Annotated in this window: 21 protein-coding genes; 13 read left to right on the top strand and 8 right to left on the bottom strand. The window is 59.3% G+C overall.

Translation table 11 applies throughout. The features are described from left to right. The first annotated feature begins 87 nt into the window (after window positions 1–87). A complete protein-coding gene (locus EKL02_RS01975) occupies window positions 88–471 on the top strand; it encodes a tautomerase family protein (protein WP_128900467.1) in 384 nt (127 codons plus the stop codon). 96 nt (window positions 472–567) lie between these two features. Further along, complete coding sequence (locus EKL02_RS01970; RefSeq protein ID WP_128900466.1) at window positions 568–1,419, top strand: alpha/beta hydrolase; 852 nt, start codon at window positions 568–570, stop codon at window positions 1,417–1,419. Here the strand turns inward: EKL02_RS01970 and EKL02_RS01965 are convergent. Continuing rightward, window positions 1,377–2,042 (bottom strand): glutathione S-transferase family protein, encoded by a 666-nt coding sequence (locus EKL02_RS01965; protein ID WP_128900465.1) that lies wholly within the window; start codon window positions 2,040–2,042, stop codon window positions 1,377–1,379. The two genes, EKL02_RS01970 and EKL02_RS01965, sit on opposite strands and share 43 nt — an antisense overlap. Before the next feature lie 121 nt (window positions 2,043–2,163). On the opposite strand from EKL02_RS01965, the gene EKL02_RS01960 reads away from it, so the two are divergent. Beyond that, a complete protein-coding gene (locus EKL02_RS01960; protein WP_128900464.1) occupies window positions 2,164–3,057 on the top strand; it encodes a LysR family transcriptional regulator in 894 nt (297 codons plus the stop codon). An 88-nt stretch (window positions 3,058–3,145) separates the two neighbouring features. Then, window positions 3,146–3,397, top strand: a complete 252-nt coding sequence (locus EKL02_RS01955) for an MbcA/ParS/Xre antitoxin family protein (protein WP_128900463.1) — start codon at window positions 3,146–3,148, stop codon at window positions 3,395–3,397. A 100-nt stretch (window positions 3,398–3,497) separates the two neighbouring features. On the opposite strand, the gene EKL02_RS01950 is transcribed toward EKL02_RS01955, so the two are convergent. Genes EKL02_RS01950 through EKL02_RS01940 form a run of 3 tightly spaced genes read right to left on the bottom strand, consistent with a single transcriptional unit; the run spans window position 3,498 to window position 7,061 of the window. After that, window positions 3,498–4,706, bottom strand: coding sequence for an ABC transporter substrate-binding protein (locus EKL02_RS01950; RefSeq protein ID WP_128900462.1), 1,209 nt, complete (start codon window positions 4,704–4,706; stop codon window positions 3,498–3,500). A gap of 58 nt (window positions 4,707–4,764) precedes the next feature. Continuing rightward, window positions 4,765–5,736, bottom strand: a complete 972-nt coding sequence (locus tag EKL02_RS01945) for a hydroxymethylglutaryl-CoA lyase (RefSeq protein ID WP_277750571.1) — start codon at window positions 5,734–5,736, stop codon at window positions 4,765–4,767. Between the two features lie 44 nt (window positions 5,737–5,780). Beyond that, on the bottom strand, window positions 5,781–7,061 hold the full coding sequence (locus tag EKL02_RS01940) for a hydroxymethylglutaryl-CoA reductase, degradative (RefSeq protein WP_128900461.1): 1,281 nt from the start codon (window positions 7,059–7,061) through the stop codon (window positions 5,781–5,783). A gap of 371 nt (window positions 7,062–7,432) precedes the next feature. Here EKL02_RS01940 and EKL02_RS01935 point away from each other — a divergent pair, with 371 nt between their 5' ends. The 3 genes from EKL02_RS01935 (at window position 7,433) to EKL02_RS01925 (ending at window position 11,421) form a co-directional block, all read left to right on the top strand. Continuing rightward, complete coding sequence (locus EKL02_RS01935) at window positions 7,433–9,421, top strand: GAF domain-containing protein (protein ID WP_128900460.1); 1,989 nt, start codon at window positions 7,433–7,435, stop codon at window positions 9,419–9,421. 201 nt (window positions 9,422–9,622) lie between these two features. Next, complete coding sequence (locus EKL02_RS01930; RefSeq protein ID WP_128900459.1) at window positions 9,623–11,008, top strand: FAD-binding oxidoreductase; 1,386 nt, start codon at window positions 9,623–9,625, stop codon at window positions 11,006–11,008. Between the two features lie 161 nt (window positions 11,009–11,169). Continuing rightward, window positions 11,170–11,421 carry a hypothetical protein gene (locus EKL02_RS01925; RefSeq protein ID WP_128900458.1) on the top strand — a complete coding sequence of 84 codons (252 nt, stop codon included), beginning with the start codon at window positions 11,170–11,172 and terminating at the stop codon, window positions 11,419–11,421. Between the two features lie 12 nt (window positions 11,422–11,433). Here EKL02_RS01925 and EKL02_RS01920 read toward each other — a convergent pair whose 3' ends face one another. The 3 genes from EKL02_RS01920 to EKL02_RS01910 are packed head-to-tail and all read right to left on the bottom strand — an operon-like array spanning window position 11,434 to window position 16,357. After that, window positions 11,434–13,311, bottom strand: a complete 1,878-nt coding sequence (locus tag EKL02_RS01920) for an MFS transporter (protein WP_128900457.1) — start codon at window positions 13,309–13,311, stop codon at window positions 11,434–11,436. A gap of 36 nt (window positions 13,312–13,347) precedes the next feature. Next, window positions 13,348–15,525 carry a bifunctional acyl-ACP--phospholipid O-acyltransferase/long-chain-fatty-acid--ACP ligase gene (aas, locus tag EKL02_RS01915; protein ID WP_128900456.1) on the bottom strand — a complete coding sequence of 726 codons (2,178 nt, stop codon included), beginning with the start codon at window positions 15,523–15,525 and terminating at the stop codon, window positions 13,348–13,350. Between the two features lie 19 nt (window positions 15,526–15,544). Then, window positions 15,545–16,357 (bottom strand): hypothetical protein, encoded by an 813-nt coding sequence (locus tag EKL02_RS01910; RefSeq protein ID WP_128900455.1) that lies wholly within the window; start codon window positions 16,355–16,357, stop codon window positions 15,545–15,547. Window positions 16,358–16,741: 384 nt separating this feature from the next. Here EKL02_RS01910 and EKL02_RS01905 point away from each other — a divergent pair, with 384 nt between their 5' ends. After that, on the top strand, window positions 16,742–19,396 hold the full coding sequence (locus EKL02_RS01905; RefSeq protein ID WP_128900454.1) for a LuxR C-terminal-related transcriptional regulator: 2,655 nt from the start codon (window positions 16,742–16,744) through the stop codon (window positions 19,394–19,396). A gap of 23 nt (window positions 19,397–19,419) precedes the next feature. Here the strand turns inward: EKL02_RS01905 and EKL02_RS01900 are convergent, their stop codons facing one another. Next, entirely contained in the window at window positions 19,420–20,136 is a 717-nt protein-coding gene (locus EKL02_RS01900) for a hypothetical protein (RefSeq protein WP_128900453.1), read from the bottom strand. A gap of 190 nt (window positions 20,137–20,326) precedes the next feature. Here EKL02_RS01900 and EKL02_RS01895 point away from each other — a divergent pair, with 190 nt between their 5' ends. From EKL02_RS01895 to kefC, 5 genes are all read left to right on the top strand, one after another. Further along, window positions 20,327–21,058, top strand: coding sequence for a hypothetical protein (locus EKL02_RS01895; RefSeq protein WP_128900452.1), 732 nt, complete (start codon window positions 20,327–20,329; stop codon window positions 21,056–21,058). A 71-nt stretch (window positions 21,059–21,129) separates the two neighbouring features. Then, complete coding sequence (locus EKL02_RS01890) at window positions 21,130–22,524, top strand: ricin-type beta-trefoil lectin domain protein (protein WP_206732439.1); 1,395 nt, start codon at window positions 21,130–21,132, stop codon at window positions 22,522–22,524. A 111-nt stretch (window positions 22,525–22,635) separates the two neighbouring features. After that, the gene (locus EKL02_RS01885; protein ID WP_128900450.1) at window positions 22,636–23,484 is read left to right on the top strand and encodes a PA4780 family RIO1-like protein kinase; all 849 of its coding nucleotides are present in this window, start codon (window positions 22,636–22,638) and stop codon (window positions 23,482–23,484) included. A 31-nt stretch (window positions 23,485–23,515) separates the two neighbouring features. Further along, window positions 23,516–24,124 (top strand): NAD(P)H-dependent oxidoreductase, encoded by a 609-nt coding sequence (locus tag EKL02_RS01880; protein ID WP_128900449.1) that lies wholly within the window; start codon window positions 23,516–23,518, stop codon window positions 24,122–24,124. Window positions 24,125–24,190: 66 nt separating this feature from the next. After that, window positions 24,191–25,993, top strand: coding sequence for a glutathione-regulated potassium-efflux system protein KefC (gene kefC / locus EKL02_RS01875; protein ID WP_128900448.1), 1,803 nt, complete (start codon window positions 24,191–24,193; stop codon window positions 25,991–25,993). The last annotated feature ends 4 nt before the right edge of the window (window positions 25,994–25,997 follow it).

Raw genomic sequence — 25,997 nt, 5'->3', positions numbered from 1 at the left:
CATGGTCATCGTTCATTCATGGCCTGCACCTGACGCCGCTTCCGAACCTAAACCAGGCATTTTTCGCCGCTCGCAAGGAGATTTCTCATGCCACTCGTTCGCATCGATGTTCCACAAGGCAAGTCCGCTGAATATCGTCGCACCATCAGCGATGTCATTTACGACACAACGATCAACGTGCTGAATGTCCCCAAAGACAACCGGTTCCACGTGATCACCGAGCATGCGAGCACGCACTTGCTGATGGACCCAGGCTACTACGGCATTCACCGAAGCGAGGACGCCATCATCATCCAGGTCACGCTGAACGAGGGCCGCGCGACGCTGGAGCTGAAGAAGGCGTACTACAAGGCTTTGGCGGATGGTTTGCACGAGCGACTGGGAATGCGCCGCGAAGATGTGTTCATCAACCTGGTCGAGGTAAAAAAGGAAAACTGGTCTTTGGGCAATGGCGAAGCCCAATATGCCTGATGGGCAGAATCACACAAGCCCGAAGGAAGCCAGGCTTCCTTCGGTATTCATTCACGCGTGCAGTTCTGTTGCGCGCCTTACTTAAAAGTGACGACCATGTTTGTGAATGTTCAAGGAGCAAAAATCCATTATTCGGATGCAGGCCACGGGGTGCCAACACTCTTTTTGCATGGCATACCTGACTCCGGTACGGTGTGGGAAGACGTGACGCGCGTCGTGAGCGCCTCATACCGATGCATTGTTCCCGATCTTCCAGGATTCGGGCAGTCGGCAGTGCCGGCAGGCTTTCAGGTCACCCTTGAGGGGATGGCTGAATTCATCGACGCTTTCCTGGGAGCGGTCGGTATCAGCGAGCCCGTAAACCTGGTTGTGCATGACATCGGTGGTCCATTCGGTCTGGCGTGGGCCGTGCGCCATCCGGAAAAAGTAAGCAGCGTCACCATCATGAATACGGTTTTTCAGTCCGAGTACCGGTGGCACCGCTATGGACGGATTTGCCGCATGCCGATTCTCGGCGAGTTGCTCCATCTTTTCATGCCGCAGTCCGGGCTCGCACGCTCCATGCATGCCAATTCCGGAGCAATCAAGCCCAGCCGCGAACATATCAGCGCCACTTACCGCGGCTTTTCCGGTTCAGTGCGCAAGATGGTGCTCCGTGTGTACCGCGGACTCGATCCGGAAATCTTTCAGACCTGGGATGCCCAATTGCGCGCGCTTGCCGCTAATGTGCCATCCCTGGTCATGTGGGGCGATCGTGATACTTATATTGACAGCCGCTACGCGGAGCGTTTTGGCGCCCAGAAGGTGAAACACTTTCCACAGTGCGGCCATTGGCCGATGGTGGAAATCCCGGACGTCATATCCAGAAATTTGTTGAAACATTTTTCTGAAGCGGCTTGCGAATTTCAGGCTGTTACTGCAAATCGCCTGGCAAGCTCGCCGTGTTGATCCGTCACGAACTGACGCAGAAGAGCGGGATAGTCAGTGCTCACAGCGCCTCTTACGGACGGGCGTTCTGACAAAGCACGCCGCCATGCACGCACCTTTGGCGTATTCGCAAAGAATGTGATGCCGCTTGCTTCATCAAAGACATCGAAATACCGGAACACCGGAGCAAACGCCGCATCAACCAGCGAAAAATGTTTTCCGCCGAAGTAAGGCCCATCCTGCAGCACTCCTTCGATCTGAACGAAGCGCTGTATCAGCGCATTCGCCGCATCACTGTAGGCACCTGCATCTTTAGCCACATAAAAAGTCCAGATATTGTTGAGTGTGGCCGATGCAAATTCGATCCAGGCGCGATGTCTGGCGCGAGTCAGCGGATCTTCCGGATGCAGCGCAGGACCGGCGGTATCCTCTAGATATTCGCAGATCACGGCGGATTCGAAGATTGGCTGGTCATCGACTTTCAGCACAGGCGTCTTGCCAAGCGGTGACATTGCCAGAAACCATGTGGGCTTTTTGCGCAAGTCGATATCGATGCGTTCAAAAGGAATATTTTTTTCTTTCAATGCGATAGCTGCCCGTTGTACGTACGGGCATAAGGCATGGCTAATGAGCGTGAGTTTCATGATGGCCTCAGGAGGTCGACATAGGGGGCATAACGTTGCTCAATCATGGTGAGAGTCCTTTGAAATGAAGTGAAGGTGGTGATACTCTATCTATGCAATGGAGCAATTAAAATAGGCAATCATGAAAACATCCTATGCAAATATGCAAAGCTCACTGAGCCTGGCTGACCTGGAGCTGCTGCTTGCCCTGATTCGCGGGCGCACGCTCCTTGGTGCGGCAGAAAGGATGAGGGTCGATTCTTCGACGGTTTTCAGGTCGATCAAACGGCTCGAAAAGGACCTGGGCGAGGTATTGTTTGATCGTGGACGGCAAGGCTATATGCCGACAGAACTGGCTCAGGCGCTAGCCGCCTACGCCGAACGCATCGAATCGCAATTGCATGAAGCGCGGGAAGTCGCCCATAAAAAGGGGACGGAACCCTCAGGTGTGCTGCGCATCACGACTACCGACACGGTTCTGCATAGTGTGCTGTTACCAGTACTGGCGGATTTTTCGAAGGCTTACCCAAAAATCGATCTTGAATTGATTGCGTCGAATGCACTCGCAAACTTGAGTCAACGCGATGCCGATATCGCTGTGCGCGCAACGCGCAAGCCGCCGGAGCATTTGGTGGGGGTCAAACTCGGCACACTGCGTGCCGCAGTTTATGGGAGCAAAGACTATTTGCGCAGTCTTGGCGAAGCAACGTTACCGGAGGAGATGGCATGGGTAGCGCTTGACGAATCCCTACCCGACCATCCCTCCCAAAAGTGGCGCCGGCAGCATTATCCCAAGCTTAAACCCCGTTATCGCGTCAATAGTGTGCTGTCTACCGCCGGTGCCATCGTCAATGGATTGGGCATCGGCGTTGTTCCGCTTGTTTTACTGAAAGATAATCCGCAAGTTCAGATAGTCGCGGGGCCACTTGAGGAACTCGACACGGATTTATGGGCGCTGGCACATCCGGATGCACGTCACTTGCAACGGGTAAAAATGTTGTTTGACTTTATGCGGAAAAATATCCGGCTTCCCTGAGATCGGCGCGCGGCGTATGGGCCCACGTAAACATCAGGAAACGGATAAGATGAAGGCATAAAATAGATGCACAAATTTCGAGGTCACCATGTCTAAAGACGGCAATCTTTCACCCGAAGGGCTTGAAGCACTCCGCGCACGTTTTCAGGAACAGTCGCGCAAAGCCCAGGCCTATTACACGATCATGCATCAAGTCCGGGCAATCGCCGGCAGCGACGATGCTGCCAATGCCTGGATGAATGCAGCCTTGCCGGCGTTTGAGGGCAAGACGCCAGCGGAGCTGGTGAATGAAGGCCGGGAAGAAGCCGTGCTTTCCCATGTCGGCTCGCTGAAGCCCTGATATGAAAATGCCCGCTCAGGGGAGCGGGCAAAGTCTGATTTCGTGAAGAAGTTGGCGCAGGACTGAACTTACTCAGAAAACCGTTGAAACAGATTCGCGATTATTTCTTCAGTAACGAGCACTTCGAATCCGCGATTTTGGTAAATGCCTCTTCGCCCGGAATGGTGGTGACAACCTTCATGTAATCCCAGGGCTTTTTCGACTCGGCCGGGGTTTTCACCTGCATCAGGTACATGTCATGGATGTAGCGCCCATCGCCGCGGATATAGCCCTTGGCATAAAAATCGTTCAGTTTCATTTTCTTCAGTTCCGCCATCACCTTGTCGGCATCATCGGTCCCTGCTGCAGTCACTGCTTTCAGGTAGTTTGCTGTCGCAGAATAATCGGCGGCTTGATGCGAACTCGGCATTTTCTTCATTTTCAGGAAAAAGCGGTTGGCAAATTTGCGGGATGCCTCGTCCTTGTCCCAGTACCAGCTATCCGTCATCAGCAGGCCTTGCGCAACCGGCAGTCCCAACCCGTGGATGTCATTAATTACCATCAGCAATCCGGCAATCTTCATATTCTTGGTCAAGCCGAAATCGTGCGCAGCCTTGATCGAATTGATCGTGTCGGCGCCGGCATTGGCCAGACCCAGCACCTGCGCCTTGGAAGCCTGCGCCTGCAGCAAGAAGGCAGACATGTCGTTTGCCGTCGGCGGATGCTTCACCGAGCCAACGACGGTACCACCATGCGCCTTCACCACTTCAGAGGTGTCATTGGCCAATGAATGGCCGAAGGCATAATCGGCAACCAGGAAATACCAGGATTTTCCGCCCTGCGCGACCACTGCCGAGCCGGTTCCTTTGGCTAGAGCCACCGTATCGTATTCATAGTGCACGGTATAAGGCGTGCATTCTTCGTTGGTGAAGCGGGCACTGCCGGCGCCGACATTGAAATACACACGCTTTTTGTCGGCAATGACCTTGTTCATTGCCAGGCCGGCGGCGGAGTTGACGCCGCCGACCAGCATCTTCAAGTCTTGCTGGTCAATCCATTCGCGCGTTTTGGCGGCAGCAATATCGGCCTTGTTCAGATGGTCGGCGTACAACAATTCAATCTTCCGCCCGAGAACGGTGCCGCCCGCATCCTCGATTGCCATGCGGATGGCTTCCAGGCCGCCGGGACCATCGGTGTCCTGATAGGCACCGGACATGTCGGTAATGAATCCGATGCGGAAGGGTTCCCTGGATTGGGCGAGGGCGGCGCCGGATAGCGACGACAAGGCCACAGTCGCGGCTGCTATCGTGGTGAAAATCTGTTTGTTCATGTTGTATCTCCTGTGTAATGAGCCTTGAATGGCCGTTTTTGATTTGGTATGAATGCTGCTACCCGGCGTGCGATGATGCTGCGCCAGTGATCGTTGGTGATGATTTTGCTGACAGCGCCTTGGCGATACGCGAATTGCTTGAACGCCCAAGATACGTGCTGATGTCATTGCCTGCCGCGACCAGCAAAGGCAGGTCCAGACCGGTTTCAATCTGCAGCTGCTGCATCAGGTAGACGACATCTTCGGTGGCGACATTGCCGGTGGCGCCCGGCGAATATGGACAGCCGCCCAGGCCGGCTACGGAGCTGTCGAAAACGGCGACGCCGCTTTCCAGGCTGGCGCAGATATTGGCGAGCGCCATGCCGTAGGTATCGTGAAAATGTCCTGCCAGCGCAGTCACCGGCACCTGGCGGGCGCAGGCATCGATCATCCTGCGTGTCGCCAGCGGTCCGCCCGCACCGGTGGTGTCGCCCAGGCTGATTTCGTAACACCCCATTGCATATAACGCAGCTGCGACTTCAGAAACTTTTTCGGCTGGCACATCGCCGGTAAAAGGGCAGTTCAGCACGCAGGAAACATACCCCCGCACGTTGACGCCGGCTTTTTGCGCAGCCTCGATCACAGGCGCAAATCGCGCCAGGCTTTCGGCGATCGAGCAATTGATGTTTTTTTGTGAGAAGGCTTCCGATGCCGCGGCAAATACCGCGACTTCCCGGCAACCGGTTTCCAGCGCCTGCTCCAGGCCGCGCATGTTCGGCACCAGGACTGAATATGCCACGCCGGACTTGACTGGCAAGGCGCGCACCACCTCGGCGGTATCAGCCATCTGCGGCACCCATTTGGGCGAGACAAATGACCCGACCTCGATTGACTGGATGCCAGAATTGGTCAAGCGATCGATCAAGGCAAGTTTCACCGCGGTGGCAACCTGCATTTTTTCATTCTGCAAGCCGTCACGCGCACCCACCTCGACGATCTTGACCCGCTTTGGCAAGCCCTGTGCGGCGTTCCCGATATGCGTCATTGCCATGCCTGTCCCTTTGCGTATGTCGTTCGCATGAAGCGTGAATGCGCTTACTGGAATTCTTTCAGTAATTCGATCGCATAGTCGGTGCGCACATCTTTTGCGGCGGCCATTTTTTGCGCGATCTTGTCGATCAAATCGCCTTTGGCGCCGGCGGCAATCGCGATATTGCGGGCATGCAGCGCCATGTGGCCACGCTGGATCCCTTCGGTCGCCAGTGCGCGCAGGGCACCCATGTTTTGCGCCAGGCCGACCGCGACGGCAATTTCGGCCAATTCCTGCGCCGATTTCAATTGCATGATCTTGAGCGACAGCCGGGCCAGCGGATGCGTCTTGGTGGCGCCCCCGACGAGGCCGACCGGCATCGGCATCTCGATCGTGCCCACCAGGTCGCCCTCTTTGGAAATTTCCCAGGTGGTCAGGGAGGTATAGCGGCCGCCACGGCAGGCATAGGCATGGGCGCCGGCCTCGACAGCACGCCAGTCGTTGCCTGTTGCGACGATGATGGGATCGATGCCATTCATGATGCCCTTGTTATGCGTGGCGGCACGATAGGGGTCGACGGCCGCAAACGTGTAAGCATCGACGATGCCGTTGATGACATCTTCGCCGCTGTACTTGTCGGTTTTGAGAAGCGCCGCGGGAATCTGTACCCGGGCGCGCGCCAGCCGCAGGTCAGCCAGATTGGACAGAATGCGCAGGCGCACCTTGCCGCCCGTGATTTCCTCCACACGCGGCGCGACCGTTTCCGCCATCGTATTGACGGTGTTGGCGCCCATCGCATCACGCACATCGACGATCAGGTGCATCACCACCATCGGGCCCCGCGGCGTGTCAGGGAAAATATGCACTTCGATGTCGCGGCAACCGCCGCCCAGGCCGATCAGCACCTTGTCGCGCTGGTTTGCCATTTCAATGATTTCCTGCCTGTGGTTCAGCAGCGCATGGCGCGCGCCATAGGGGTCCGTTATTCCCATGATTTGCACCTGGGCGCGCATGATCGGCCCACTGCTGGAGGTCTGGAAGCCGCCGGCGTCGCGGATCAGCTTTGACATGAACGACGCCGCCGCCACCACGGATGGCTCTTCAACGACCATCGGCACCAAAACATCCCGGCCATTGATCTGAACGTACCCGGCCACCGAATAAGGCAACTCGAACTTGCCGATGACGTTTTCGACCATGCCATTGGCTGTTTCCAAGGGCAAAGCATTCGGCTCGGAAATTAGCGCACGCTCTTCCGGGGTCAAGCCGACTTTATTCACAATTTCATCGAGGCGGGCCGCAGGATCCAGGGCGCGGAAGTTGGGCAGGCGGGAATCAATACGCATTTTGGTCTCCAGTAGTGACATGCTGATCGCAAGCACATTGCGATTCGAATGAAGCAGTGTAGGCAGACCCAATGCAGATTGATATGTGATTAAATTACATATGTTGAGCTAAATTATGTAATTCGCGTCAATTCTTGCAAGCTAACCGATGAGCAATCTTATTTTGCATTGCACCATATTTTTGTTTGTATTCAACCATTTAGCGTTCGCGCCATTGGCTTTGGCACTGAAAAAGTAATTTTCATCCTCCGGCGCCGGCGTTTTTTTGGCTAAAAACGACTATCCCAGCCGTATAGGATGTGTAAAACATCCACCGGACATTTGCCACGTTAATTTGGCAACAACAGCCTTTAATCAAACGAGAATTCGCGATGGCCGATACCCGATTCACCGAATCCGCTGCTGCTGTCAGCACGGCGCTCGAGCATGACATCATTGCTTCGCTGTTCAAGACCGATGCGAAAGAGGATCTGATCCGGATTCTCGCCCGTATCGAAGCGCTTGCCGATTATCCTGCCAAGGCGTCCCTGATCGATTACGCGCAAAAGGCCATCGCGCTCAAGGACCGCCTGGAATTGCTGCAGACTCGGGAGCGTGGATTGATGGCACTCATCGAAACCGCGCAAAGCCTGACGGCCATTCGCGATATCGACCAGGTACTGCAAGCCATCGTGAACCGGGCGCGCAACCTGATCGGATGCGATATCGGCTATTTATCCATTTATGATCGTGAACGCGGCGATTTTTATGTGCGCGCGACTGACGGCGCCTTTTCCGAAAAATTCAAGCAGATTCGCGTGCCGCGCGACGTGGGCATTTGCGGCTTTGTCGCGCGCAACCGTTCCGCCTATTGTTCTTCGGATTACGAAGCCGATAGCCGTTTTGCGCATACCAACCTGATCGACTCTGCCGTCACCGATGAAGACATCAAGTCCATCCTGGGCGTCCCGCTGCTATCCGGCTCCCAGGTGATCGGCGTCCTGTTTGTCGGCGACCGTTACATCCGCGCTTACAATGCGTGGGAAATGTCGATTCTTTCGACCCTGGCCGCCCATGCGTCGGTTGCCATCGAAAATGCCCGCCTGTTTGAACAATCGCAGGATGCACTGCGCCAGGCGAGCGAAGCCAACAAGCAGCTTGCGCAGCAAACGGCAGACACGCAGATCGCCGCCGAGGCCCACGAGCGCTTGACCACGCTGGTTGCACGCGGCGGGGGCGTCAAGGAACTGTGCGACATGGTGGCCACCATGCTGGATGGCGATGTCGTCTGCCTGGATGAAGGCGAGCAACCGGCCTATACCGCGTTGGCAACTGCGCACGGCGCGCCCGACCATCATGACCGCAATGCCTCGCACGACAATTATTCAGCGCAAGATAAAATCCATGCCGCCCTGGTGGAAAGCCGCACGCTCGGCAAGTCGGTCACTGCGTTTGCCACCGAGGCGGGCATATGCCGCGTATCGGCAGTGGTCGGCGGACGCGGCATGCTGGGCGGCCTGGTGATTTACACCAGGCAGGAACTCAATGACGTGGCCGTGCGGATCTTCGAGCGCAGTTCCGTGGTGACCGGCGTCGTACTGCTGTCCCTGGAGCGCAACGAGGCGGCTGCCCGAAGCGAGATCCCCATCGTCTTGCGCAGCCTGTTGAGCCAGCCGCAGCACGATCCGGAAAAACTCGCACACCAGCTGGATCGCCATGGCATCAATCCCGCCAAGCCCATGTACCTGATGCGGATTAAGCCCACCGGCAGCGACCTGGGTTACTTCATCAACCGGATGCGCAAGCTATCGCCCTTGGCAAATACGCTGATCGATGAAATCGATGGCGTGCTGGTGATGATTGGTTCCGCAGGAAACAGCCGCCAAACGAAAGAAGCCGTTACAAAATTCTTCACTGAACATACCCGGGAAAAAATCCATGGCGTCATGTCCGAACCGGTTGAGCACCTGTCGGATCTGCCAGCCAGTAATGAGGGTCTGTGCAGATGCCTGGATCTGCTGCCCTTGCTGGGCAGCGCGGGCGCCATCTTTGATGAAAGTGCGCTATCGCTTTATTCCATCCTCTTCAAGGATAAAAGCCGAAGTGATGTCAATGCCTTCCTTTCTTCGGCGCTGGGCAAGCTGTTTACCGAGGCAGACGCAAGGAAAGTTGAACTGGCCAGGACCCTGATTTGCTACCTGGACCAGGGGCATAATGCAAAAGCCGCTGCAGCCATTCTCGGCATTCACATCAATACCTTCCGCCAGCGCCTGGACATGATGAATGCAATCCTGGCGGACTGGACGCATTCCGGGCGCGCACTGGAAGTCCATATTGCTTTGCGGCTTTGGCAACTGCAAGACTGGCGGCGTACCGAATAGGCGCGTTTTTAAATGCGGTTGTGCAAAAGCCCCAGGATGCAACGCCTGTAGTCGATCAAGTCAAACAAGCAGCTGCCAACCTTGGAACTGGGCCAGCTTGCAGAGAATCGAATCTCTTTGCTTATCACCCTGCTATTTACTGCGTTCATTGGACGCCGTGTCCGTTCAATTGCCTGTTAGACGCAGACAAAGGAGGCAAGCATGGCTCAGCTACAAAAAGCAGACATCGACGCATTCACAGCGCAATTTCGGGGCGAGGCACTTCTTCCTGGCAACGCGGCCTACGACAAGGCGCGCCAGATCTGGAACGCCATGATCGACCGCAGGCCCGCGCTGATCGCCCGCTGCACCTCTCCAGACGATATCGTCCTGGCCGTCGCGTTCGCGCGCAAGCACAAGCTCCTGGTCTCGATCCGCGGGGGCGGGCACAATATCGCCGGCAATGCCGTCTGCGACGGCGGCCTCATGATCGACCTCTCATTGATGAAGAATGTCCAGGTGGATCCGAGCACCCGCCGGGCGAGCGTCGAGCCCGGTTGCACCCTCGCCGATTTCGACAAGGCCGCACAGGCGCACGGCCTCGCCACGCCGCTGGGCATCAACTCGACCACGGGCGTAGCCGGCCTGACGCTCGGAGGCGGCTTCGGCTGGCTGAGCCGGAAGTACGGCATGACCGTCGACAACCTGCTCTCCGCCAATGTCGTTACCGCGGATGGCAGGCAGGTGCACGCCAGCGAAACGGAAAACGCCGACCTGTTCTGGGGGCTGCGTGGTGGCGGCGGGAATTTCGGCATTGTCACCAACTTCCAGTTCCAGCTCCATCCCGTCGGGCCGGACGTGCTGAGCGGGCTCATCGTCTTCCCGTTCGACCAGGCCAGGTCCGTGCTCACGCAGTTCGCCCGTTTCACCGAGACGATGCCGGACGAGCTTAACGTCTGGATGGTCACCCGCAAGGCGCCCCCGCTGCCTTTCCTGCCCGAGGACGTTCACGGCAAAGAAATTATCGCGCTCGCACTGTGCTATGTGGGGGATCCCGCTGAAGGCATGAAGCTGATCGCGCCGCTGCGCGGGTTCGGCACGGCGCACGGCGAGCACGTCGGCGTGCAGCCGTACTGCGCCTGGCAGCAGACCTTCGATCCGCTCCTGACGCCAGGTGCGCGAAACTACTGGAAGTCGCATAACTTCTCGCAGCTCAGTGATGATGCGATCGCCGTCATCCTCGACTACGCCGCCAAGCTGCCATCGCCGCAATGCGAGATCTTCATCGGCACGATCGGTGGCCAGACGACACGCATAGCGCCCGGAGCAATGGCTTACTCAAGCCGGGAAGCCAATTACGTCATGAACGTGCACGGACGCTGGGAGTCGCCTGCCGAGGACGAGCGCGTCATCGCCTGGGCACGCGAGTTCTTCGGCAAGTCAAAGCCGTTCGCCAGCAGCGGCGCGTACATCAACTTCCTCACCCAGGACGAAGCCGACCGCATCGCGTTCGCCTACGGCGCGGCGTATGACCGACTCGTGGAGATCAAGAAAAAATATGACCCGACCAACTTCTTCCAGATGAACCAGAACATCAAGCCGGCCTGAGCGCAGCGCTCAGCCAAGCCGATCACGGGTTTTTCAACCAAAGAGTTTGCCCAGCGTCTTATTGAAGACGAATCCTTTTGGTTGTAGCGTTTGTGGGTCTGAGCCCGAAGTCTGATAACATCGCCAGCCTTCCCATCAAGCTCTCCATAGAAAGCCCTGAAATGAAAAAACTTGCCGTCACCATGAAGCTTGAAATGTCCATCCCCGACGACTGGGAGCTGGTCAAGACTTCCACCGGCGTGGATGTCATCAAACTTCCCAACAATCAATTCCTGGACCTGACGTTTGAACCGCTGTTTGCCGCCGATCCGGAAGATACCTGGACCAGCACCGACGACGACACTTTCCTCAACGACGTGCTGGACCTGGTGGAAAGCGAAGAAGTCACCTACGAAATCCGCCAGGACAACTAACCGGCATCGCCACTATCGCCAGGCGCCGCGCAACTGCAGGACTTCATCGCGCAGCGCCTGCGGTTCCGCTGCTTGCGGCGCTACCGGATCGCCAGCGGCGATGGCAATCTTGCGGAATGGCCGTGCCTTCCAAGGCTGGCTGAGTGCCTTGCCACCCTGCCGCGAGAAAATACTTCCCCACAATCCACGCAGCGCCAGCGGCACTACCGGCACTGGATTGCGCTCGAGAATGCGCGTGATCCCGGGACGGAATGGCAAGAGCTCGCCATCGAAGGTAATCCCGCCTTCCGGGAAAATGCATACCAGTTCCCCTTCGGCCAGCGCTGCGGCTACCGCATCAAAAGCTTGCTCCATCAAGACGGGATCTTCCTTGGCCGGGGCAATCGGGATCGCCCTGCCGGAGCGCAACACGAAGGACAGAATCGGCACGCGAAACAGCCGGTAGTCCGTGACGAAGCGGATCGGACGATGACAGGCCGCCGTGATGACCAGGGCATCGACAAAGCTGACGTGGTTGCAAATGAGCAGCGCCGCGCCCTCGTCTGGGATCCGTTCCACGTCTTTTTTCTCCAGGCGATACACGGTATGCACCAGGAGCCAGACGATGAAGCGCAGCAGGAATTCCGGCACCAGGCCATAGATGTAGAACGCCACCGCCGCGTTGCACAGCGCCGCCACGCCGAACAGCGCGGGAATGCTGAGGCCAGTCGACAGAAGACCTGCGGCCGCGCCGGCGCCGACCACCATGAACAAGGCATTCATGATGTTGTTGGCGGCGATGATGCGCGCGCGGTGGCCCGGGCTTGAGCGCAGCTGCACCAGCGCATACAGCGGCACGATGAAGAAGCCGCCGAAAAGGCCAAGGGCAAACAGGTCGAACAGCACATGCAATGTACCCGGCGCCTGCAGCAGCGGCATAAGCGCCAGCGGCGCGGCGGGCACGCTGGCCGGCGAGGCGAATGCCAGGTCGAGGCCGAAGATGGTCAAGCCAATCGAGCCGAAGGGCACCAGGCCAATTTCCACCTGCTTGGCCGACAGGCGCTCGCACAGCAGCGAGCCGATGCCGATCCCTAAAGTGAAGGTCGCGAGCAGCAGCGTCACGCTGGTCTCGTTGCCGCCCAGGACATTCTTGGCGTACGCCGGGAACTGCGCCAGCAACAAGGCACCGTACAGCCAGAACCAGGAAATGCCGAGTATGGAAAGAAAGACCGTGCGGTTTTCCCGCGCAAAGCCGATATTGCGCCAGGTCTCGGTAAAGGGATTGGGGTTCATGCGCAGCTGCGGCTCGGGCGCCGGCGCGGGCGGCACGCCGCGGCAGACGACATAGCCGGCGACTGCCACCAGCAGGCAGCCTGCCGTGATCCATACGGCGCCGCCTTCCATGCCGGCCAGGAGGCCGCCCATGAGGGTACCGACCAGGATGGCGACAAAGGTACCGGCTTCGATCAAGGCATTGCCGCCGACCAGTTCATCTTCATGGAGATGCTGCGGCAGGATCGCGTATTTCACCGGGCCGAACAGCGTGGAATGCACGCCGAGCAGGAACAGGCAGGCCAGCAACACTGTCAGGCTGTGCAGCCAGAAACCGATGCCGACCAACACCGTGATGCCGATTTCCAGCAACTTCACCTGGCGCGCCAGCATGGCCTTGTCGAACTTGTCGGCGAGCTGCCCGGCGGTGGCGGAGAACAGGAAGAATGGCAGGATAAAAATCCCGGCTGCCAGGTTGGCCAGCAACTCGGGTTTCAAGGTGGTCCACTGCGCCGCCTGGAAAGTCAGCAGCACCACCAGCGCATTCTTGAAAAGATTGTCGTTGAACGCGCCGAGAAATTGCGTGCCGAAAAACGGCCCGAAGCGGCGAGTCTTGAGAAGTGAAAATTGCGAACTCATAGGGGGTCCGTGGAAGTCTGGTCAGGAGGTTCTGGTTCAGGCGGCGTCAGCTTCCGCATCGGCATCGGCGGCGCTCGCGGCCGTGCTGGCGGTTTCCTCAGCCATGCGCTTCAGGGTGACGTAATCGGTCTTGCCGGAACCCAGCAAAGGAATCGCATCGATGTGGTGGATCACCCGCGGCACGGCCAGTTCGGGTGCGCCGAGGGCCTTGGCAGCTGCCACAAGCTGGTCGCGGCGAAGTCCTGCGAGCGTGGTCAGCAGCACCAGCGCCTCGCCCTTGGCGGCGTCCGGCCGGGTCGAGGCGGCGTGGGCATGGCCGGGCGCGGCCGCATTGGCGATTTTCTCGACGACTTCCAGCGACACCATTTCGCCGGCGATCTTGGCGAAGCGCTTTAAGCGCCCGCGGATATGCACGAAGCCATCCTCGTCGCGCGCGACGATGTCGCCAGTCGAATACCAGCCGGCGCCGATGGATTGCGGCGGCTGGATGACGCCGGGTTTGTCGAACAGGAAGTAACCCTTCATCACGTTCGGCCCCTTGACGTGCAGTGCGCCGCCATTGTCGATGCCAGGCACAGGCTCGAACTCATATTCCATGCCGGGCAGGAACTGGCCGACGCTGCCGATGCGGCACGCCATCGGCACGTTGACCGCCACCACCGGGGCGCATTCGGTGACGCCATAGCCTTCAAGGATGCGGATGCCAAACTTCTCGATCCACAGCTTGCGCACATCGTCGGACAGCTTCTCGGCGCCGGCCACGACGTAGCGCAGGCGGCCGAAGTCGTAGGGATGGGCGAACTTGCCGTAATTGGCCAGGAAAGTGGAAGTGCCGAACAGCACCGTGCAATCGCGGTCGTAGACGATTTCCGGGATGATGCGGTAATGCAGGGGGCTGGGGTACAAAAAGACCTTGCAGCCGGACACCAGCGGCAGCAGCACGCCGCAGGTCAGGCCAAAGGAATGGAACAGCGGCAGCGCCATCATGAACTTGTCGAGCGGGGTGAAGTCCGCCACCGCGCGCACCTGGGCGACGTTGGAGAGCATCGAATTGTGCGAATGCACCACGCCCTTGGGCTTGCCTTCGGAGCCGGAGGTAAACAATACGATGGCCGGATCGTCAGGCTGCTGCGGCAGCGCCGCGCTGCGCGGGAACAACAGGTGCCACACGACCCACAGCTTGTCGCCGAAGCCGAACTGCGCCTTCAGGTCTTCCAGGTAATGCACCGTGATGCCCGGCAGTTGCGTCACCAGCTGGGTCAGGCGGGCTTTTTCCAGGAAGGCGCGCGAGGTGATGATGGTCTTGATCCCGGCGGCGGTGCAGGCAGCCTTGAGTCCATCGGCGCCGGCAGTATAGTTGAGCATGGCGGGCACGCGCGTGCCCGCCGACAGCGCCAGCACCAGGCCGAGCGTGGGCGCGGCATTCGGCGTCAGCACGCCGACCACTTCTCCGGGGGCGGTCAGGCGCGACATGATGCGGCTGATGCCGAGCGCCATCTTCAGCAGCGAGCCGTAGGATTCTTCCACCAGGCGGATATCCTCGACCAGCTTGTAGTTCGCGCCGAAGGTTTTTTTCGCATCGAGGAAGGCATCGAACAGCGTTTTCTGGGGACGTGTGGCCACCAGCATGTCGAGCAGGATCTGGCGCAGCAGTTCGCCGGCGCGGCGGCGGCGCAGCTTGGCCGAGGGCAGATCGGGCATGGGAATGGTGCGGCGCGGCTGGATGGCAATGCTGACTTGCGGGAAAGCCTTGCGCGGATACACGCCGGCCAGGCGCCCGAAGTAGCTGCGCGCGGCGCCATCGATGCGCACCGGGACAATAGTGGCGCCGGTCTTGGCGGCGACGAAGGCAGCGCCGTCATAGACTTTCATGAGCGAGCCGGTATTGGTAATGCGGCCTTCCGGGAAGATCACGACCGGCCGCCCGGTTTCAACCAGCTTGACGATGACTTTCATGGCCAGCGGGCTGGCGGAATCGACCGCGAGGTGCGGCACGAAGCGCAGCAGGAAGCGGAACAGCGGGCGGCTGGCGATCTGCGTATGCACGACAAAGGTCGCTTCCACCGGCATGAACAGGCCGAGCAGCAAGCCGTCGAGGAAGGATTCGTGGTTGGCGACGATCAGGGTGCGCGGATTCAGGAACGTGCTCCTGTCACCGGTGACGCGGACGCGAAACAATGCCTTGAGGGCGATGCGCAAGAGGGTTTTCAGCATGACTACTCCCTGATTCTTTTTATTGAAATTGTCCGGAAGTCGACGCAACCGGTTTATTGTGTTCCAGCGGCGCGCGCACCCGCTGCACCAGGCTCGCCACCACCAGTGCCGCTGCCGCCGTGGCCAGCAAGTGCTTCAGGGTATGGCCGGTAAGCGCGCCCAGCACCGCCGCAATCTGGTGGTCGTTCATCTCGGCAAACTTGGCAAAAACATATAGTAACAGTGCGCCTGCAAACGCCCAACGTTCGGCTGGCGGCGTACCGTGTATCCACTGCAACAGGGGAATCAGCAGGATCGGCAGGATTTGCAGCAGCAGGTAAGCACGCAGGTCGCCGCTGCCGGCCAGCTCGGTGAAATACCACCAGGCCACGCTGGCCATGCCGGCAAGCGCCAGCCCGGCAGCCAGTGCAGCGCTGCTGCGCTGGCGCGCATCGCCCCACACCCCGGCGAGCAAGCCGCCACAGGCGAGCGTGATGGGCAGGCGGTCCCAGACCAGGCGCGCATTGTCGGGGTCGAGGTGGTACCAGGTCGAGCCGAACGCGGTCAGCAGGAGGCCGGCCAGGAACAGTGCGTAGCCCGCCCAGCCTGCGGCGATGCCGGGATGCTTGCGCGCCGGCGCCAGACGCCGCCAGCCCCACAAGGCAACCAGGGCAAAGCCGAGATTCGATAGGACGTCGGCACCATGAGCGATGCCGAACAGGGTGTGCTGGTCGGCAAAGTCGTGGTAGTTCGTCAGTTGGGCTACCGGGCCGTAAGCGAGCGCGATGCCCGCCAAAAGCAGGGTGATGAAGGTCGTGCTGAAAAGCCGCAGGTAGTGACGCAGAGTATGCATGATGGTTCTCCTTGGTCGAAGTCGAGGCATCATGCCGCAATGGATTAACAAGTGAAACCATGCCATGCAAAGCATTGGCAATTGACATGGAAAGTATCGAATTTTGATACTAAATGCAAAAATAACATGGCAGAGATGCGCAAAAAAGCCTGCCGGTCCAGGACATGGAAAATTTCCCCAAATGAATATTTATCGAACGATAGTAGTCAATTCCCAAAAGCATTGTTACTATTACAAAAATAATAATAGCAAAATACAGGAGACGTTTTCCCGCAATGTCATTTGTTCTTCATTGCAAGAACAAGGCGCCGTGCTTCCGGACTCGCTAAGGCTGGAAGTGGGTTAGCCCTCGAGCTTGGTTCAATCTTATTGAGCAGTTAGGCCGTGTCGACCGATTATATTCTCAGCACCAAACTGGTGATTCCTGCTACGCCGATGCGGATCGTGCCGCGTGCACGCCTGATGCGGCCGCAAGATGCGCCACGCTTGATTCTGGTGTGTGCGCCTGCCGGTTATGGCAAGACCACCTTGCTCACGGCGTGGGCAACAGAGATGCCTGCGCCGGTCGCCTGGCTGTCGCTCGATGGTGGCGACAACGATCCGCTGCGATTCCTGATGCACTTCATTACGGCGATTCAGGCCCGGCATCCCGACTTTGGCGCCACCATCACCGGCATGCTGGGCAACGCTCCCTTGCCCTCGATCGGCGAAATGATGCGCTCGCTGGTCAACCAGCTGTGCAATCTGCAGGGACGCCTGTGCCTCATGCTCGACGACCTGCACCTGGTTAGTGACGTCGCGGTCCATGAAGCGCTCGCCTTCCTGGTGGAGAACCATCCGCCGCAGTTGCAACTCATCGTCGCCGGCCGCTGCGATCCGCCCTTCCCGCTGGCGCGTCTGCGCGGACTGCGTCAGGTAATGGAATACCGCGCAAGCGATCTGCGTTTCACGCCAGAAGAAGTCGGAATTTTCTGCAATGACCTGATGCAGCTGGACTTGCCGCAACAACAGGTCGACACACTGGCACAGCGCACCGAAGGCTGGATCGTCGGCTTGCAGCTGGCGGCAGTATCGCTGCATGCGGTGTCGGACAAGGCCGGATTCATCGATAACTTTGCCGGCGACAACCGGCATATCACCGACTTCCTGCTAGATGAGGTGCTGCGCAGCCGTTCCGACGAAATGCAAGGCTTCTTGCTGCAGACATCCCTGCTCGAACGCTTCAATGCACCCTTGTGCGATGCCGTCACCGGGCGTGCCGACAGCCGCCTGATGCTCGACGAGATGGAACGCGCCAACATGTTCATCGTCGGCCTGGATCACCAGCGCCTGTGGTACCGCTACCATCATCTCTTTACGTCGCTGCTGCAGTCGCGCCTGCGCGGCACTGATCCGGAACTGGCCAGGATGCTGTGCCGGCGCGCCAGCCAGTGGTGCGACGAAAACGGCTTGCCAACCGACGCCATCAATTACGCCATCAAGGCGGAAGATTTTGTGTTTGCCGCCGACCTGATGGAAAAGCATGGCAACCAGCTTTTTTCCCATGGCGAGATCAGTACCGTCCTGCGCTGGGCGCAATGCCTTCCCACTGCGCTCCTGGCACAACGTCCGGCGCTGTCGATGATGTGCGCCTGGGGCAGCTTCTATATGGATGATCTGGTGGCAATGGATCATCATATCCGCAAGGTCGCCGCTTGCATCGCCGGATTCGAGCATGCGCCGTGCGGCAGCAATGAACGCGCCATGTGGGGTCAGCTGGCGCTGATGCGCGGCTGTCGGCTCGCCTATGATGGCAGTATCGACGGCGCAATGGCGCAATTGCATAGCGCGCTATCCTCGCTACATCCGGAACGTACCCTGCATCGGGCGGCGGCAGTCTATCTGGGCGTGACCTGCTTCGTCATTGGCGAACTGGACCAGGCACAACCGCTTCTGGCGCAGCATGCCAGCATCGCCCAGGTGAAGTACAACGCGCTGGTGCCGATCACCGCCGTGCTGGGACTGGCACGCCTGCATCTGTTGCGCGGCAACCTGGTCGCCGCAGGCCAGGTGTATCACAATGCCATGCGCGAAGCGCTGGCGGTCGGGCTGCATGACTACCCGGCCTGCGGCATGCTGTACATCGGCATGGGCGAGCTGGCTTACCAGATGAACGACCTGGCTGCGGCGGAGCGGTATCTGCTGCGCGGCGTGGAAATGACGGCGGTAGGCATGCAGTACGTCAATACCTGGGGCCGCATCCTGCTGGCGCAAACCCGGCTGGCGGCTGGCGCCGCCGGACCGCAACCCGATGTCGATTGCGAAGCATTGCTGGCCCGATATGCAGGCCGCTTCGTGGTCGATTTGCCGCCGCTTTCGGCGGCGCTCGGCTATCTCTGCCTGAACCAGAATCGACTCGACGTCGCCCGGCAATGGGCCGATGCAGCCCAGCTGTCGCTCGATTTGCCGCTGGCCATCGGCCGCGAAGCCGAATACCTGGTTCTCGCGCGTTACTTCATTGCATCTCGGCAACCATTAAGGGCACTGACCCTGCTTGATGCCCTGCTGCCTGCCGCCGAACAGGGCAAGCGCCAGGCAGTTGTCATCGAAATCGGCATTCTCAAGGCAACGGCGCTGCAGGCGCTGGGCAAGCCATGTGAAGCGCTGGCAGCATTGCAGCAATCCGTGGCATTGGCCGAGCATACCCGGCTGGTGCGGCTGTTTATCAATGACGGCGCCGCCTTGCGCTGCTTGCTGGTCAAACTGGCGCGCGGCAGCGATTACACTGCCTGCGTCCATTCCCTGCTGGGCCATATCGCACCGGAAGCCGTCGATAAAGATGCCGGCCGTGCCCACCTGCTGCCATCGCTGTTCAGCAAAAAGGAAAAGGAAGTCGTCCTGTATATCGCCAGGGGCAGTTCGAACCAGGAAATTGCCCAGGCCTTGTTCATTTCCGCCAATACCATCCATTCCCACATGAAGAGCATCTATGCCAAGCTAGGTGTCAACAGCCGGCTGCAAGCCATCGAGCGTTTGCGCGAGCTCGGCATGATGGGTTAAGAGGAAGAATGGCGCAGCCTGCCTTAATGCGTTGAAAGCCTTTTCAAGCCGTCCGTGCCATAAATTTTTTCAAGGTCGACAGGTCGCGGCGTGATTGCATATTGACTGCTGCGCCTGCCTTGCTTGATCGCCGCGAAAATTTCATACGTATAAAGTTGCGCCACATCGCGCTGGGGAATGCCGCTGTACCTGGCCAGGGGCGCTTCCCATGCTTCAAGTGGAGACGCCGTGGTCCTGGGTGCGCCATATCGCGAGAGCAGTGCCGCGGCGCCGCGAATGTTCGCACGTGACGCCGACTGCAGCGTGGCCGGATGCTGGCCGATCAGTCGCGCCGCTTCAATGAGCGAGTGGCCATGATACGGGTCGTCATGCAAGCCCATGATGCCGTAGCCTACCGGCTTGCCATGGTGCGATTCCACCGCCACCCCATACTCTGGCATTTTGCCCGCATACCCTTTCGGAACGATCGGTTGCCAGCGCGTTTCGACATAGGCGATCCCTTGCAATAGTTCGACCGGCACATTGAATTCGATGGCAGCTTCGTCAAAGTAGTGCTGAAATGTTTTTGCTGTTGCGGTGAGTCCTGTCGCTTCGCGCTGCGCATGAACAGGCCCCATCGCCATCAAGCCCATGAGCAAAAACGCGGTACGCAGCAAGGTTATGATCCCTGGCACCATAAAAAAATTCCTCTCCGCAACATTCCTCTGAAAAACACCTTTCGCGTTGCGTCCAGGTGTCATTCGAGACCCAAAAAAATGTCATTTTCACCATCCTCTCACCATGGATGGTGATGCGCAATCCTGTCGTTTCGGCAATAGTAAGCGCCCTGCTTTTGCAAACATTAACCGCAGGCAAATTGGCAAAGCCTGGCTGGCCGCGTCAGCCGCACAAAAATCTTAACCAATTTGATTCAACCCTTAGGAGATACGCATGCATACCCGCATCAAGTCACTAGTGTCGGCACTGTTGCTGACAGCAAGCCTGGGCACCGCCTATGCCGTTTATGCCGCTGGCAACGCCACCGAGATGACCGGTTTTCCGAAAATTTACCAAAAATGGTTTGAAGAAGCTGCCGCAGAATTTGACGTCCCGGTCGAACTGCTGCAATCGATCGCCTATGCCGAAACACGCTGGCGCCCGATTGTGCCAAAGGGCCACGCGAAGAAAAACGGCGAAGATTTTCAGGAAGCCGATTGGCACGAAGGCGAGATGCCGCCCGCCTACGGCATCATGGGTTTGCGTAACGACCCGCATTTCGGCTACTCGTTGAACCAGGCCGCCGGATTGATTCGTGAAATGCCGGTCACGCTGGTGACGGACACGCGCAGCAATATCCGTGGCGCCGCCGCTCTCCTGGCGCAGTACGGCAACCGCAAGAATCGCGCTACGCCGCTTGAACAGTGGGAAGACGCCGCGGCGAAGCTGAGCGGCATTCCAGAGCGTGCAATCGCGGAAATGCAAACCTATGAAGTTTTCAACGCCATCAAGGAAGGACGTGGCAACGGCCGCTACAAGATCAAGCAACGCGAGGTCGATCTGGAAAAAGTCTATGGCCACGAAAAATTGCGCACCCTGGCGGCATCGCGCGTGCTACTCGAATACGGCCCGAACAACATGAGGTTGACCGCGCCCGATGCGGATGCCATGTCGCCAAGCCGTTAATCCACCTGACAAAACCGATATCTCATTCAAGCATGGCGCGGCCTTGCAGGCCGCGTAACAAGGGGAACCCTATGAATCGATTTTTAGCAAAGGCCTTGCTGGCCGCAACGGCGTTGTGCGCCACGGGCATCCAGCCGGCCCTGGCCTCGCCCGATTATCCGCCGGCGATCTGGAATCCGGCACCGACCTGTAATTACACGGCGGGCCGCTCCACGCCATTCACCCATGTCGCCATCCATACCACGCAAGGCTCGTATGCCGGCGCCATTTCCTGGTTCAAGAATTGCAGCGCCAGCGTCAGCGCGCATTACGTTTTGCGTTCGTCCGACGGCCAGATCACGCAGATGGTGCGCGAAGGCGACCGCGCATGGCATATCGGTTCCTCCAACGGCTACACCGTTGGCATCGAACATGAAGGCTATATCGCCAATCCAACCGCTTGGTATACCACGGCCATGTACAACGCGTCGGCAGCCCTGACACGCGACATCCTGGCGGCGCGTTCCCTGCCAAGCAAGGTGTATGACGGGTCCCTTGGCTGGAATGCCAAGCTGCCTGATGCCAATTACAACGTCAAGGGTCATATCAACTATGCGAACCAGACGCATACCGACCCGGGTTCGGGCTGGGACTGGAGGCGCTACAAGACACTGGTTGACGGCACCCCAACCACGACACCGTCCAAGCCGCTGCCGGGAACGATCGTCGGCTATAAAGACTTGTGCGTGGATATTAACGGCGGCGCCACAGCAGACGGCAGCGAAGTCCAGCTATGGACCTGCAACAGCACCAAAGCGCAGCAATGGTACCTTTCCAATTGGCGTGATATTCGCAACCCGCTGGCCGCCAAATGCATGGTCGTTGGCAATGGCGGCGCAATAGCCGATGGTTCGCCGATCGAGGAATGGACCTGCAACGGCGGGGCTGGCCAGAAGTGGTGGTTTAAAAACATGAACATCGTTGGCGGCAACAGCGGCAAGTGTGTCGATGTACCTGGTGGCAATCTCGTGTCGGGTCAGGCATTGCAGCTGCATGACTGCAATACCAGCGATGCACAGAAATTCACTTTCGATCCGCCTACCGGCACGATCAAGACCGTCAACAATTTGTGCGTCGATGTATCGGGCGGCTCTTCCGCCAATGGCAACGCCGTACAGCTCTGGACTTGCAACGGCACGCCCGCGCAGCAATGGATACCGGGTAATGGCGGCTTCCGTACCGCACTCAATACCAACAGCTGCCTGGATATCAATGGCAATGGCACTGCCAATGGCACCAAGGTGCAGGTCTGGGGTTGTATTGCGGACAATACCGCCCAACAGTTTGGGCTGCGGGGCCAGCTTGAAACTACGCTGGGCAAGTGCCTCGATATCCCGGCAGGCAATGGCGTGTCCGGCCAGAGCCTGCAACTATGGAGTTGTGCCGGCAACATCGCGCAGCGCTGGACCCTGTGGCAGCCACGCTAAGGCTGTCAGGTTTGCTGGCGGGCGGGGGGCAGTTGCGCGATCAATCGCCTCCGCGCAACAGATCTTGGTACACTGAGCGCTTACCCCGCACAGAATCGAGTACCTGCCGCCATGAAACCTCCGAAACGCCTGCAGCCCCTGATCGATGAAGGCATGGTGGACGCGGTGCTGCGCCAGCTCATGAGCGGCAAGGAAGCCACCGTCTATGTGGTGCGCTGCGGCGACGAAGTGCGTTGCGCCAAGGTGTACAAGGAAGCCAACCAGCGCAGCTTTCACCAGGCGGTGTCGTACCAGGAAGGCCGGCGCGTCAAGAACAGCCGCCAGGCGCGCGCCATGGAAAAGGGCAGCCGCTATGGCCGCCAGATGGCCGAGGAAGCCTGGCAAAATGCCGAGGTCGATGCGCTGTACCGGCTGGCGGCAGCCGGCGTGCGCGTGCCCAGGCCTTTCATCTGCTTTGAAGGCGTGCTGCTGATGGAACTGGTGACGGATGCCGGGGGCAATGCCGCGCCGCGCCTGAACGATGTCGAACTGACCGAGGCGACCGCGCTCGACTACCATGCGCAGCTGCTGCGCCAGGTCGTGCTGATGCTGTGCGCCGGCGTCGTGCACGGCGACCTGTCCGAATACAATATCCTGGTCGATGCTCTAGGTCCGGTCATCATCGACTTGCCCCAGGCGGTGGATGCGGCGGGCAACAACAATGCCGGAGCCATGCTGGAGCGCGATGTCGACAACCTGGCCACTTACTTTGGCCGCTTTGCGCCGCAGCTGGCCCACTCCCAATATGGCAAGGAAATCTGGGGCCTGTACCAGGCGGGCCTGCTGAAACCCGACACGCCCTTGACCGGCCGCATCAAGGAAGACAAGCGTCCCGCCGATGTCGGTGCGGTGATACAGGCGATTCAACTGGCAGAAAAAGAGGAAGAGGAACGCCAGCGGCGCATGCTGATGGCAGAATAGACGCTTGCACAACCCGAGCCGCCCGCCTTCCATGCACACGCCTCCGAGGATTCTTGTTGTCTACGCGCATCCGACACCGCACCGCTCTCGCGTCAACCGGCTGATGGCCGAGGCGGCGCGCACGCTGGCGCACGTGGAGGTGCATGACCTGTATGAAACCTACCCGGATTTCGATATCGATATGCGCCAGGAGCAGGCGCGGCTGAGGGCGGCAGACCTGATCGTCTTTCAGCATCCGATCATGTGGTACAGCATGCCGTCGCTGCTGAAGGAATGGCTCGACGTAGTGCTGGAAAGTGGCTGGGCGCACGGCCATGGCGGCACGGCCCTGCATGGCAAGGACTTCTGGCTGGTGGCCACTGCCGGCGGCTCGAACGAGTCTTATCAGGCCGGCGGCTACCATGGCCGGGAATTTTCGGCATTCCTGCCACCGTTCCAGCAAACCGCCGCCCTGTGCGGCATGCGCTGGCTGCCACCTTATATTCTCCATGGCGCGCACCGGGTCGACGATGCGGCAGTGACGCGCTACGTCGAGGGCTATGTGGCGCAACTGGCGGATTACCCCAACTGGTGCGGCAAGGCGGTCGTGCAATTTCCCGGGGTCGGGCAGGACTGGTCGGGCGAATCGTCCCCGGGATAAGCATTCGGATTCAGAAATCAGCCACACGGAACAACTGGGTTTGCGTCGGGAAACGAGGGCAACGGGATGGAAAACAATCTTTTACTCAATGCCCTGGTTTATCTGGCGGCGGCGGTCATCACGGTGCCCGTCGCCAAACGCCTGGGGCTGGGCGCCGTGCTCGGTTATCTGGCAGCAGGGATTGCCATTGGGCCATTTGGCTTCGGACTGATCCGGGAAGTGGAGGATATCCTGCACTTTTCCGAATTCGGCGTGGTGCTGCTGTTGTTCCTGATCGGGCTGGAACTGGAACCGAAACGCCTGTGGTCGATGCGCAAGCCCATCTTTGGCTGGGGCAGTGCGCAAGTCGCCCTGGTAGCGCTGGCCCTGTGCGCGGCAGGCGTGTTGTCTGGCATCGGCTGGAAGACGGCGCTGATCGCCGCGCTGGGCTTGTCGCTGTCGTCGACGGCGATTGCGCTGGCGACGCTGGATGAACGCAACCTGATGGCGACCCCTGCGGGATCTGCCAGCTTTTCGCTCCTGCTGTTCCAGGATATCGCCGCCATTCCGATGATCGCCATCGTGCCGATGCTGGGCGTTTCCGCGACGGGCGAGCGCGCCCAGGACTGGGTGGACGCGGTGAAAATCATCGGCGTCGTCGTGGCCCTGATTGTCGGCGGCCGCTACCTGGTGCGCCCCCTGCTGCGCGCCATTGCCAAGACCGGCATGCGCGAAATCTTTACGGCGTTTGCCCTGATGCTGGTGATCGGCATCGGCCTGCTGATGCAATCGGTGGGCGTATCGATGGCGCTGGGCACGTTCCTCGCCGGCGTGCTGCTGGCCAATTCAGAGTACCGCCATGCGCTGGAATCCGACCTCGAGCCCTTCAAGGGTTTGCTGCTCGGGCTGTTTTTTATCGCGGTCGGCATGTCGGTCGATTTCGGCGTGCTGCTGGCGCATCCGTTGCTGATTCCGGCGGCAGTCATCGCCTTTTTAACCATCAAGATCGGCGTGCTGTATGCCCTGGGCAAGCGCTTCCGCCTGCCGCGCAGCCAGCAATTGCTGTTTGCCCTATTGTTGTCGCAGGGCGGCGAATTCGCCTTCGTCGTCTTTGGCGCAGCCGCCACCGCGCGCGTATTCTCGTCCGAGGTGTCGTCGATGCTGTTGCTGGTAGTGGCGCTGTCGATGCTGATGACGCCGCTGCTGCTCCTGCTCTACGACTGGATGATTGCGCCGCGCTTCCAGGCTGGGCAAACCCGGCCTGACGATGCCATCGAGGAACGGGAAGGCCATGTGATCATCGCCGGCTTCGGCCGCTTCGGCCAGATTGTCGGCCGCCTCCTGCATGCCAACCAGGTGCCCCTGACGGTGCTGGACCATGACCCGGACCAGATCGATTTGTTGCGCAAGTTCGGCTTCGAGGTGTTTTATGGCGATGCCACCCGCACCGACTTGCTGCACGCGGCCGGCGCTGGCAGGGCACGCGCGCTGGTGGTGGCAATCGACGACGTCGAGGATAGCCTGGCGCTGGTGGATGCGGTGAAGCAGGAATTTCCCGACCTGCCGATCCTGGCGCGCGCCCGCAACGTCACGCACTATTATGACTTGATGGACCGCGGCGTGACCATGCTGGAGCGCGAAACCTTCGAAGGTTCGCTGCGCCTGGGCCGCCAGGTCTTGCAAACGCTGGGGTACGGCGCCTACCAGGCGCGCCAGGCAGCGATGAAATTCCGCGCGCACAATATCGCTTCGGTGCATGCCGTCTATCCCTATTACAAGGACCAGGATCAGTATGTGTCGATGGCGCGCCAGGCGCGCGACGAACTGGCGGAAATGTTTGCGCGTGATCTCGAGTCGATGAAAAGTGGACGGTCGGGCGGATGGGATTGAATCC

Origin of the sequence: Janthinobacterium sp. 17J80-10 (assembly GCF_004114795.1) — a bacterium.
Taxonomy (GTDB): Bacteria; Pseudomonadota; Gammaproteobacteria; order Burkholderiales; family Burkholderiaceae_D; genus Paucimonas.
The sequence above is the reverse complement of the archived record's forward strand: the minus strand, read 5'-3'. Positions and strand labels throughout refer to the sequence as shown.

Bases quoted from the DNA above. Each gene is read 5' to 3' on its own strand.
- aas (WP_128900456.1), bottom strand. From the start codon at position 15,525: ATGCTGAAAACCCTCTTGCGCATCGCCCTCAAGGCATTGTTTCGCGTC.
- EKL02_RS01900 (WP_128900453.1), bottom strand. From the start codon at position 20,136: ATGACACCTGGACGCAACGCGAAAGGTGTTTTTCAGAGGAATGTTGCG.
- EKL02_RS01970 (WP_128900466.1), top strand. From the start codon at position 568: ATGTTTGTGAATGTTCAAGGAGCAAAAATCCATTATTCGGATGCAGGC.
- EKL02_RS01945 (WP_277750571.1), bottom strand. From the start codon at position 5,736: ATGGCAATGACGCATATCGGGAACGCCGCACAGGGCTTGCCAAAGCGG.
- EKL02_RS01895 (WP_128900452.1), top strand. From the start codon at position 20,327: ATGCATACCCGCATCAAGTCACTAGTGTCGGCACTGTTGCTGACAGCA.
- kefC (WP_128900448.1), top strand. From the start codon at position 24,191: ATGGAAAACAATCTTTTACTCAATGCCCTGGTTTATCTGGCGGCGGCG.
- EKL02_RS01940 (WP_128900461.1), bottom strand. From the start codon at position 7,061: ATGCGTATTGATTCCCGCCTGCCCAACTTCCGCGCCCTGGATCCTGCG.
- EKL02_RS01950 (WP_128900462.1), bottom strand. From the start codon at position 4,706: ATGAACAAACAGATTTTCACCACGATAGCAGCCGCGACTGTGGCCTTG.
- EKL02_RS01960 (WP_128900464.1), top strand. From the start codon at position 2,164: ATGAAAACATCCTATGCAAATATGCAAAGCTCACTGAGCCTGGCTGAC.
- EKL02_RS01890 (WP_206732439.1), top strand. From the start codon at position 21,130: ATGAATCGATTTTTAGCAAAGGCCTTGCTGGCCGCAACGGCGTTGTGC.
- EKL02_RS01975 (WP_128900467.1), top strand. From the start codon at position 88: ATGCCACTCGTTCGCATCGATGTTCCACAAGGCAAGTCCGCTGAATAT.
- EKL02_RS01880 (WP_128900449.1), top strand. From the start codon at position 23,516: ATGCACACGCCTCCGAGGATTCTTGTTGTCTACGCGCATCCGACACCG.
- EKL02_RS01925 (WP_128900458.1), top strand. From the start codon at position 11,170: ATGAAAAAACTTGCCGTCACCATGAAGCTTGAAATGTCCATCCCCGAC.
- EKL02_RS01965 (WP_128900465.1), bottom strand. From the start codon at position 2,042: ATGAAACTCACGCTCATTAGCCATGCCTTATGCCCGTACGTACAACGG.
- EKL02_RS01935 (WP_128900460.1), top strand. From the start codon at position 7,433: ATGGCCGATACCCGATTCACCGAATCCGCTGCTGCTGTCAGCACGGCG.
- EKL02_RS01930 (WP_128900459.1), top strand. From the start codon at position 9,623: ATGGCTCAGCTACAAAAAGCAGACATCGACGCATTCACAGCGCAATTT.
- EKL02_RS01885 (WP_128900450.1), top strand. From the start codon at position 22,636: ATGAAACCTCCGAAACGCCTGCAGCCCCTGATCGATGAAGGCATGGTG.
- EKL02_RS01910 (WP_128900455.1), bottom strand. From the start codon at position 16,357: ATGCATACTCTGCGTCACTACCTGCGGCTTTTCAGCACGACCTTCATC.
- EKL02_RS01920 (WP_128900457.1), bottom strand. From the start codon at position 13,311: ATGAGTTCGCAATTTTCACTTCTCAAGACTCGCCGCTTCGGGCCGTTT.
- EKL02_RS01955 (WP_128900463.1), top strand. From the start codon at position 3,146: ATGTCTAAAGACGGCAATCTTTCACCCGAAGGGCTTGAAGCACTCCGC.